Annotated in this window: 7 protein-coding genes and 1 pseudogene; 3 read left to right on the plus strand and 5 right to left on the minus strand. The window is 53.7% G+C overall.

The window, feature by feature from the left end:
* Positions 1 to 855: 855 nt before the first annotated feature.
* Positions 856 to 1,224: a glycosyltransferase gene (locus ACR0DS_RS16105; protein WP_480484479.1), complete on the plus strand. Its 369-nt coding sequence runs from the start codon at positions 856 to 858 to the stop codon at positions 1,222 to 1,224.
* Positions 1,225 to 1,441: 217 nt separating this feature from the next.
* Positions 1,442 to 2,905 (plus strand): glycosyltransferase family 39 protein, encoded by a 1,464-nt coding sequence (locus ACR0DS_RS16110; protein ID WP_480560157.1) that lies wholly within the window; start codon positions 1,442 to 1,444, stop codon positions 2,903 to 2,905.
* 31 nt (positions 2,906 to 2,936) lie between these two features.
* On the opposite strand, the gene ACR0DS_RS16115 is transcribed toward ACR0DS_RS16110, so the two are convergent.
* The 5 genes from ACR0DS_RS16115 to ACR0DS_RS16135 all read right to left on the minus strand — a co-directional run bounded on the left by ACR0DS_RS16115 (position 2,937) and on the right by ACR0DS_RS16135 (position 9,853).
* Positions 2,937 to 3,950, minus strand: coding sequence for a glycosyltransferase family 2 protein (locus ACR0DS_RS16115; RefSeq protein WP_480529104.1), 1,014 nt, complete (start codon positions 3,948 to 3,950; stop codon positions 2,937 to 2,939).
* Between the two features lie 37 nt (positions 3,951 to 3,987).
* A complete protein-coding gene (locus ACR0DS_RS16120) occupies positions 3,988 to 5,742 on the minus strand; it encodes a glycosyltransferase family 39 protein (RefSeq protein WP_480484461.1) in 1,755 nt (584 codons plus the stop codon).
* Positions 5,743 to 5,863: 121 nt separating this feature from the next.
* Positions 5,864 to 6,691: a class I SAM-dependent methyltransferase gene (locus tag ACR0DS_RS16125; RefSeq protein ID WP_480484460.1), complete on the minus strand. Its 828-nt coding sequence runs from the start codon at positions 6,689 to 6,691 to the stop codon at positions 5,864 to 5,866.
* A gap of 175 nt (positions 6,692 to 6,866) precedes the next feature.
* A complete protein-coding gene (locus ACR0DS_RS16130) occupies positions 6,867 to 7,580 on the minus strand; it encodes a class I SAM-dependent methyltransferase (protein ID WP_480560153.1) in 714 nt (237 codons plus the stop codon).
* A gap of 269 nt (positions 7,581 to 7,849) precedes the next feature.
* Positions 7,850 to 9,853 (minus strand): hypothetical protein, encoded by a 2,004-nt coding sequence (locus ACR0DS_RS16135; protein WP_480484458.1) that lies wholly within the window; start codon positions 9,851 to 9,853, stop codon positions 7,850 to 7,852.
* 461 nt (positions 9,854 to 10,314) lie between these two features.
* Between ACR0DS_RS16135 and ACR0DS_RS16140 the strand changes: the two are divergent.
* Positions 10,315 to 10,732: pseudogene (locus tag ACR0DS_RS16140) on the plus strand (hypothetical protein); the annotation flags it as partial.

Genomic DNA, 10,732 nt, shown 5'->3' on the forward strand with positions numbered 1-10,732 from the left:
AAGGAAAAGGCGGTAATTCGGTGCTCCTGCTCATTGTCGGCTCGATAACAGCCCATAGTTGAACAAATTTGTAACACAACCACTTTATCCTGTCATACTTTCCAAGAGGAGGTCGGTGGAGAGTTTGGAAATCCGCATTTGCTCAAATCGTTGTTGAAAAAGTTTTGCAGAGGCATTTTCCGCACTGGGAACCATCGGTATGAGTTCACTCTTATCTCGTGATCAGCTCCACCTGAGTGATCCGTAAATGCATTGTCGGCGATTGGTTCATCCGAACGACGGTTTCCGGGGCTTGTGAGCGCTAGCTCAATTGAACTGGTCTCAATTTCGACGGGCCACCGTGGCCTGACCAAGGTGGCTTAAGGTTATCCTTGAGCATATGCTCATGTCTGAGATTTAAATCATCGCCGTCGGTACTGGTCTGCGTAGGAGAGGCTTCGGATTGTGGAGGAGACCGTGTATGACGGGGAAAGCAGCCAGATGTTTCCAACATAGGGTGTTGTAGCGCCACTTCAGTGGGGGGCTCACCGTTTCATTTCTGACCAATCGCTTCGCGCATTCCCACATTCTTCCGACGTATCTATTGTCAAAGATACCTTTGATGGGCCATGCATCTGCCATATGATGGCGATGTCTCAAATAGCTTGGCCCTGTACAATATCAGGTCAACGGTGCTGAGGTTGTAATCGATTTGGCAAAGCCTTTCTGGATGGCGGGTTTGTGTGACGTCCACATGTGTTCTGGACAAGGGGGGTAAGGGGTTTCGTCTATGGCCTATATTTCAGGGCAACCAGAGCAGGATCCGCAAAAGGGTATCAACTTGATGATCGATGTGCTGGCCCAGTTGGTGAAAACATCCGGGTTCTGGGACTGATCGATACCGTCCCTCTGCATATGGCCGCCGCGGATTTCATGCTGCTCACGTCCCGTTGGGAGGCATTGCCGATTTCAATTGTTGAAGCCTTTCACGCCGGTTTGCCAGTGATAGCGACCGACTGCGGTGGTGTGAGTGAGTTTGTGTCTGAACGGGTTGGGCGGCTTTGTCCTGTTGGTGATGTTGAAGGGCTGGCCGCGGCTGTGCTGGAGCTTGCAGAAAACGAAGGGCTGCGCAAAACTCTGGGGGCCAACGCCCGCGCACTGGCGCGTGAGGAGCGTTTTGACCCGGACCATGTACATGCACGGATCGAACAGCTTTATCGTCAAATGCTGGAAAAAGCAGCCTGACAGAGTGCGCAAAAGAGAAACAATCGCAAAGTATCTTGCAAACTATTGATAATTCTTGAGCGTTTATTGGATGAAATCGCCTGCATTGAAACTTTGTGTCAGTGTACCCCGCAGGTACGGTGCGCTGCGAAAGAAGGATCGATATTTGCTTGCGCCACGCCCCTGCTGTCGATTTTTAACGATGCCCGCATTGAGCCTGGCGTGACTGGAGAAGCCCATGAAACAGACTTCCCCCATGCCTGACCGCAATGATCTGGCAATACTCCTGCTTATTCTTCTTCTTGCCGCAGTCCTCAGAAGCGCCGGGCTGAACGCACCCTTGTGGTATGACGAAATCCGGACCGTCGATACGCATGTCAGCCTTCCGTGGAGTGAGATGATGCGTGATTATTCGATGAACCATCATTACTTTTTCAGCATGAAGGCAAAGCTGGTTTCCCAGATATTCGGAGATCAGGCATGGGCATACCGGTTTCCGGCCGTCCTGTTTGGCGTCGGTCTTGTCGGGGTAATCTGGTGGCTGGCAAAAGAGGTTGCAGACAGCACGATTGCGCATGTGTCAGCTTTGCTGGTAGCCCTGTCCTATCATCAGGTTTGGTTCTCTCAAAATGCGCGCGGTTATACTGAGCTTGCGTTCTGGAGCACACTTGGCTTCATTTTCTTTCTGCGGGGGACGCGCCAGCCAGCGACCGGCACCTGGGTTGCGTTCGGCTTTACCGCCGCGGCCGCTGTTTTCACGCATCTGACCGGTGCATTTTTCTTTGTTGCATTGGGCCTCATCTGGCTGCTTTCCCTGGTGACCGGGTTTGGCCGGGGCGCTTTGACCCGCGAATGGGTGCTGCATCCGCTGTTGGGTGTTGCGGTTGCGCTGGTTCTGGTCCTGTTCGCATATCTGCCGATCTTGCCAAGTATCGCGGGCACCGTAAGCGAGGTTTCGGCGACATCCGCCGTGGACCCCATGCAGGAATATCAGAACCCGCTTTGGACAATTGTCGAAGGTTTGCGGACTGCGGTTGGGAATACCGGTCCGCTAATGTTGTTTATCGCCATCGGCGGGCTGGCAGTCATCGTATTCGGCGCTGTGGGGGCACATGTGACGCAGCCGTTGTTTTTCCCTTCTATTGCCATGCATATCGCTGTGACGCTGACCCTTCTTCTTTCGCTTGAAATGCGGATTTGGCCCAGGTTCTTTTTTGTCGACATTGGTCCCGTCATTATCCTCGCCGTTGTGGGGTGTCGGCATGGGGCTGATGTGGTGGCACGGTGGGTTCGGCAGCCCCAATTCGGACGGCCTCTCTTTGCTCTGGGTGTTATGGCGATGATTGTGGTGTCCGTGCTTCTGGTGCAGCGAAACTATTCTGCCCCGAAACAGGATCTGGCCGGGGCCTTTGCGCTTGTGGAAGAAACCCGCAGTCCGTCAGACCGGATATATGCGATCAATCCGGGCGGGCCTCTTTTTGAAGCTCATTTCGACGCTGACTGGAGAACCATCGGGGATGCGCACGAGTATTCCGAAGCGATGGCCCAGCCAGGTCCTGTAATGCTGGTTGTTCTGTTCCCTGGCCGGATGTTCCGCGCCATTCCGGATTTAAAACGCGACGCAGAAGGGCAATTGGATCATGTGCGTGAGTTCCCCGGAACACTGGGGGACGGAGACGTGCTGGTCTATCGGCGCAGATGAACTGCAGCGGGTTCACAGGACGATTGAGGGATCAAGGCGAATGGTCGTCCCGGGATTCAAGCCCGAGACTGCTTTCGACAATGTAAAGCGGGCGTTTCTGAGCTTCTGCATAAAGCCGTCCCAGATATTCCCCGATCACACCCAGCACGACAAGCTGCAGGCCACCGATCAGCAGCACAGCAACCATCAATGAGGCATAGCCAGGCACATCCACCCCGTAAATAAGGGTGCGTGAGATCAGGAAAACACCATAGATAATCGCAGCCAACGCAGTCAGCATTCCGACATAACCTGCAATCCTGAGCGGTACGGTGCTGAAACCGGTAATACCGTCCAGCGCAAAGTTCCAAAGGCGCCAGTAGTTGAACTTGGTCTGTCCCGCTGCACGCTCGGGACGGTCATACGCCACCTCGATGTGCCGAAACCCGACCCAAGCAAAAAGGCCTTTCATAAAGCGATTGTGCTCGCGCAGTTGAACAACAGCCTGAACCACGCGCCGGTCCATTAGGCGAAAATCGCCGGTATTGGCGGGGATAGGCACGCCCGAAACCCGGTTGATGACCTGATAGAATTTCAGTGCCGACCAGCGTTTCATCGCGGTATCGCTGTCGCGGTGGCGTCGGACGGCATAGACGACATCAAACCCCGCCCGCCATTTCTCGAGGAAGGTTTCAATCAGTTCAGGCGGGTCCTGCAAATCCGCATCAATAGGAATAACAGCCTGACCGGTGGTGACATCAAGCCCGGCGGTCAGCGCAATTTCTTTTCCAAAATTACGTGAAAAGTTCAATACTTTGACGCGTTTATCACGTTCATGCGCCTCGGCCAGAATGGCGGCGGTCCTGTCGGTGCTGCCATCGTTGACGCAGATGATCTCATAACTTTCACCAAGGGTTTCAAGGAAGTTGCCAAGTCGGTCGAACAGAATCGGCAGCACCTCTTCCTCGTTAAACATGGGCACAACGATGCTGAGCGTGGGCACACCCTGATCTGGGTTTTTTGCTCGCGACAGGGATGTGGGAAGGTGCATGTTTAACGGCGCCATTGCGACTTTCTTGTTTTGTGTATGTGAGCACAGGTGATCATGGTTTGGTATCAGGTTCAAAGAGTTCTGCGCTGGCCCGTAATTTTTTTATTGTTAGGATCGGTTTATAGCCACGCAGTGCTGCCCGCCGTGCATCGTCGATAACCGGGTTTTCTTCATAGGGCCAGGTGACCAGCCAGACACGAGCCTCAGGGTTGGTCTGAAGTGCAGCTTTGTGGTCTGAGACGACATAATGCGCAGTTTCGAGATAATAGAACAGGGGTGTATCGGTCCAGTCACGGACCTGTTTCATAAAGACAAGATCGTCAGGGTGCATTTCAGGCCGCATGGCCAGCGCAATGCCTTGATAATCATTGGGAGATCCGGGTTTTTGGGCAGCATAGAATACACTGGCGGCAAATACGATGACGCAGGCACCCATTGCCGACAGTCGGAGAAGGCTGGCTTGGAAGAGCCAGACCGCGCCTGCGGCGCTCAGGATCAACAAATAAGGTATGAAAATCAGAAAGGCCCGTGGCGCAAGGACTGATACCTTGTAGGACGCAGCGAACAGGATCAGCGGTGCACCTACCGCGATGAACCATAGCAACAAGGTGCGTTCCTGAGGGTAATGTAGTGTACGCGATGGCAGTCGGGGGACTAACCCCCTCCAAAGCGTACCCAGAACAGGAATGAGCAGAGCCAGAAGGGGCAAGATGGACATCACCATCAGTGCTTCGTTTCGGCGGTGGGCGATTGTGGCTAGCCAGAACATGAAGCAGGCCGAGCAGATGGCTGCAACAGCCGGAATCCATATAGGGATCGACCGACCTGAGCTTGTGACAGGGGCCTCGCGTTTGGGTGCTTTCAAACTGGCTGCCAATAAAAGGAGGGAAAATGCCAGCAGCAGCCATGCGGGAACCATGGGGATCTGTAGAGGCGGGATCGTGAAATTGTCCTGTGCAAATAAAAACCCAAATGAGAAATACTCGGCCAGGAATTCCGGGGACGGCTCATCGACTGCACCTTTTCGTGCGCGATAAACCGCATGAGTCAGCGCCGGAGCGGATAGAATGAAAGCAAGAGCCTGAACCTGAAACAGTCGAGGGGGATGCCGTAGGTCAATTCGATTAGACAGACGCCCTGGTATATTTTCGGGCCGGGGTAGAACCAGGACTGTCCAGAGCAGATGAATCAGAAGCAGGGGCCAGAAAAACTCGACAGTGAGAACGCCTGCCATTGCGGTGACGATATAGGTAATCTCGATCGCCGGACGTGGTTCGCGGGATCGGATGAGGCATAACAACAGCCAAGTTGCCAGAAGGGACAGGCAGGCTCCGGCAGCATACATGCGGGCCATCTGGCTCCAAAAGATGTGAAACCCATGAAGTGCCAGCAATAAGGAGGCCAGGCAGCCTACGGTTGACCCAAAGATATTCCGCGCGACCAGAAAAATAAGCGGGATTGATCCCACGGCAAACAGAACCCCCGGGAAGCGCAGGGAAAAGTGGGATGTGCCGAATGTGTTGGTCCAGCCCAGCATTGCCACATACCATCCCATAGGATGCGGCTCATCGTGGAAATGCCACCAGACGGTTTCGGCAAGGTTATGGCGTGGCGGTGGTTCAGAGATGCCGGGAACAAGATTGATACCCGGGACGTAGATTTCCGGATGAGACAGGCTTCGAGGTTCAATTCCCCAAAGACGAAGTATGACAGACAATACAAGAATACAGGAAATCACACACAAAACGGTGGTTGTGCGATACTGGCGCCCAGAAACGAAAACACGCTCTTTGCCAAACGATACCATGGCAAGCAATCTCAAACAAAAACAACCATATCTTTCTGTAACACCAGAAACAGCCCGAGTCATGTTTTGCAGGTGGATGGCACGGATAAAGTAGCCAAGTGACCGCAGGGCTTGAGGCTGGTCAGAAATACTCTTTCAACTTGCGGGCGCGTTTCATGTTGGACGGCAAAGACACCGTCGCCCGAACCAGTCTCGCTACTGCACGCATTCCCGGAACCGCTTTGAGCGCGGACAGCCCCTTGGATGTTTTCAGAAGGGTTTCATAGGTCTGATTATCTGCATGCCTGAAATCCTTGGCGTGCAAATCTTCACCGTTGTTCTCCGTCGGTGCAGACACAACCGAGGTCGCTTTGCGGTTCACGTCAAAGACGACAAAGGATTCAAAGAAGCTGATTCCCCATGCGCGTTTTTCCGAGGCGTCAGGCGTCAGGCGCGAGAACCGATGGTTGATACGGTCCACCATGTTCATGGCATATTTGATGAAGGAACGGTGCCTGAGGCCGAACCCTTCCATGTAGGAGGTATGGGTGTCTTCGACCACAAGCATCCCGCCCTCCTTGATATGCGGCAGCAGGCATTCCGTCGTAATGATCTGTTGTTCATAGGTGTGGCCGCCATCATCCAGAACGATGTCGATGTCACCGACTTCCCTTGCGATTTTTTCAAGGAAATCCGGATCGCTCTGGCTGCCGATGAAAATCTCGAACCCTTCCTGTTCCCAGCGCTTTGCATCGGGGTTCAGTTCAACGCCGATGATGCGCGCCTGTGGGCCAAAGAACTCCCGCCACATGAAAAGAGATCCACCACCCAGAACGCCGATCTCAACAAACGTGATATCCTTTCCGATGTAAGGAGAAAAAAGTTTGTCATACACATCGAAGTAAGTGGAATGCTTACTGCTTTTGTATGGGCTGTTCATATAGGCCTGATAACTTTTCGACTCTAACATCTCTACGTCCTCGGATCTCAACTTGTCATGCGCTCCACCTGTCGAAGCGGGTATTCATAAACTGGGGCGTCAATTCCATTACTTCGTCTGTTTGGCTGTTTTGTGGCTCCGCTCTTTCCACAGCCTCCGGTCTTGCTGGTTTCATGTCAAACGCCGTGGGCCCGATCTGGGGCACTTACTTGCGCGTTATGATGATGGCATAGGAAGAATAAACAGCCCATTCGTGCCGGGCGCAGAGGCGCGCCAGCCCGTTATCCAGCTGCCGCAGGCCGAAAATCTTATCATAGTAATGGTGCCCGTAATATTCATGTACTTCGATGCTCGAAAACCCGATATCCGCCAGCGCCTTTCGCATGTACGGGGTCGAGCCGCGACACAGTGAGTAATAGGCGGGGAATTTGCCGGTATTCTGGCCATCAAAGCGCCGGGGCTGCAACAGTTGAACCGCCTTGCGTGTCAGTTGTTCGGGAAACAGCCAGTTGATCAAGAATGGCGAGGCGAAAATGGTCGGCACTAGGTGAACGGCAACGCCACCATCCGCCAGAAGGTGATGCATGTTTCTGTGGAACTGCTTGCCGTCCGGCATGTGCTCGCCACAGAATTTCGACATGATCAGATCGAATTTCTGATCCACATGGCTAACATCTCCACAAGCGTTGATCTGCAGCGTGTCGAAATCGTCCGAGACATGGGACAGTTCTTCGGCACTGATATCGCTGATGGTGAACGAGGAGACGTGATCCGGCAGGGGCCTATCACCAGTCGAACGGCTGGTCGTGCCGCCGATTTCCATGATCCGGGCCGGTTTTTCATCCGTTATGATGTTCCAGATCGTATCCAGATAGTCTTGCCTGCAATCCGTATGCCAGCGTATTTCTGACTGTACCATTTACTCTCCCAAAAAACTCGTAGCCTAGCGCGGCGTTTGAAACGGGACCAATCACGACAAAATGCTTTTTGTAATACGCCTTTTAAGGCACTGGCATAGCTGTTTGACTAATCATTTAGATGAATACTGGCAGCATTCAAAGAGCGTATGTACCCAAGCTTACATAACTGGCAATGCCGGTGGTCAGAATAGATGTGGGTGGGTCCGATTTCCCGGAACCCGCCCATACAGTAGCGATCAATAAGTTGCTTTTCTGGCGATCTTTGCCGTTACGCGAACAAATCGGAATACTGCTCGACAAACGGGGTCTCATCGCCGATCGCAAAGGTGTCGACGCTGTCACCAACGTACCAGTCTCTTTCCCGGCCACCGGCGAAGTCGAAATCCGTATTGGTTTCGTCCAGGACAACGGCACCATCGACCAGAACCTGAAGGCGATCGGTAGCCTGATCGACCATCAGGGTGACCTCATGTGTTTCACCGTCGCTCAGATTGACATCCGTGATCTTGAAGCCGTCGTGGAACCCGCCATCATTGTTGTCGATTTTTGCGACCAGATGCCCTTTCTTGTTCAGCTTCAGGCCGAAATTCGAGTGGTTCCACACAAGCCGCTCGGCTGTTGTGTCGCCTTCTTCCCGCGTCACGTCGATCGAGAAGCTGACTTGCTCGGCGTCAGAAATCCCGTCCAGGTGCCCGATGTTCCCCCGACTGTCCTGATTGGTGATGTCGATCACCGACATTTCGTCTTGTGAGCTGTCGGCAAGGATAAGTTCGGAGTCGGTGTCAGGTTGCTCTGAACCCGTGTCGGGTTGTTCCGAGCCTGTGTCAGGCTGCTCGGCGCTTGTATCGCCCTCGGCCTGCGTCGCGTCGACCTGGGAGGAGACTTTGCTGATGTCAGAAATTCCGTCCTGGTACTCAATGCTCTCCGGGCTGTCCTGATGGGTTATGTCGATCATCAGTTCGCCCTGCGGTTCGCCACTAACAGGCTCGGACCCGGTGTCGGGTTGTTCAGACCCGGTATCAGGCTGCTCGGACCCAGTGTCGGGCTGTTGGACTCCGCTGTCCGGAGACGTGGAGCCACTGTCGGGGGGCGTGGTGCCGCCCTGCTGCGGAGTGGTGGACCCCGAGGTGCCATACGAATGGGCCGAACCGGCGTTTAGTGTGTCAGCCAGGCTGCCTGGGATGACGACATACTGGTTGTAACCATTCCCCTGCGCCGTTGCCTGGTAGGTGAAGTTCTGGTCGTACTCACCGGGCTGGATCAAGGCGTTGTTGCTGACGTTCCAGTCGGATTGCCCGTTATACCCTACGATCTGAGATGTAATGTTCTGATCGATGGTGACGTTTGTGGAACCTGAGGAAACGTTGATCACCGGGATCTCGATCCCGCCGGTCAGCGTCTTTTCGTCCACATGCAGAACTGAATTCTGAGTGATCGTAAGCCCATCTACCCCATAAAGAGAAATGCCGTGGAAATGGCCGTTGTAGATCGTGTTCCCTTCGATCAGCACGTTGTGATGGATCACGTTGGGATCGTTGATATCCTGGCCGTCACCACCAGCCCAGATGGTTTGGGTAAAGTCCCCGTTCCCCATGTCGAACACGTTGTTGCGGATGGTGATGTTGTCACTGCCGCTGCCGTTGGCGCGCTGAATCTGGATCATGTCGCGGTGATCGCCGGACCCGGCTGCGCCGCCGAAATCGTGAATATAGTTATTCTCAACCAGAATGTTGTCGACATTGTCGAAGACCAGACCGTCGGACCGTATCGTGTGGATATCACTGCCGGTAACGCTGACCCCGTTAGAGTTCGCGGCAATGACAGCTTTCCACCATTTCAAGAACTCGGTGTTGTCAATACTGACATTGGTCGAGCCACTGATCGTCAGGCCTGTTCCATAACCGGTGCCGTCCGCGGATGTGCCTGTGCCGCTGGCAACGTCGCCATCGAAGATCGAGTTTTTGAACGCGATGTTCTGGCTGTCATAGACACTGAACGGACTTTGGAAATGGTAGTCGCCACTATTGTAAGTGTAGTCGAACTTGATGCCGTCGAATGTGACGTTCGATGATTGCTTGACGTGAATACCGGAAAAGCTGGCTTGCGCATTCGGATCCGCGGATTGGATCGTCACATTCGATGCGAAATTCGTGTAGTGGAGGTTGAGCTGACCGTAATCGCCCGCCGCAAGCAGTATGGTTTCCCCACCTGTCGCCTGAGACAAGGCCTGGTTCAGCTCTGCCGCAGAGGTTACCGTGATTGTCGTCGACATATTTCACCTTCTGTTTCATAGGCGCTGTGAGTGGCAGCGCACGAGATCCCGCACACCCAGGACGGATGGAACAGCCACCCGAAGGCGGCAGAGTGGCCGAAATATGGCTATGTTTGGAAATTGTTGCCTGTATCGGGACAATGACGTCCCTTCGCGCTCATTTCCGAGTTAACTTGATACTCGATACCGGGAATTGTTCCACTTCCCTTGGCGGTTGAGTGTGGTTTGAAGTATTGATTCCAACATCGCAACAGCGGACACAAAATTGACATCATTCAGGCATGTCCTTGCGTATCTTCGGTTGGCATCGGCAATGAATTGCCCGGTGACGTCAGGGAAGGTGATGATCCCGACAGGGTGGTCGCGGATGTTGAGGTTTTGAAAGGCGCGGGTCGCAATAGACAGCAGAACATGGCTTGCCTAAACTTTCAGGCAGATGTGGGTGCTTAGAAAGATGAATTATGGCTGGGTTCAGAATGATTGCTCTGGCGGGGACGTTGATATGCACGCTGGGATTTGATGTTGCCGCCCAGACCCCATGCCAGGGGCGACATGTACAATCCCGTCTTTCTGCGGTTCAGACAAAAGGTCAGCCTGTTGCAGATGCCACAGCTCTTGCCGCGGTCTTGCAAAGTGCCCACGGCGGAGAGACCTTTCTGCTAGAATCCGGGAATTATGGAACCCTGAGGCTGAATGCGTCCTACCGGTCACCAGTGACGATCCGGTCTGCTGATCCCGCATCGCCAGCCTGTTTTACGCGTCTGGTTCTGGAAGGGGCCGGAAATGTGCATCTGGATGGTGTCTATTTTGACTACACATATAATGGCGGAGACCCGCATTTTATCGCCTATTTTGTCCTCTTGGACAGCACAGACATAA

The organism is Ruegeria sp. AF5 (assembly GCF_056541905.1).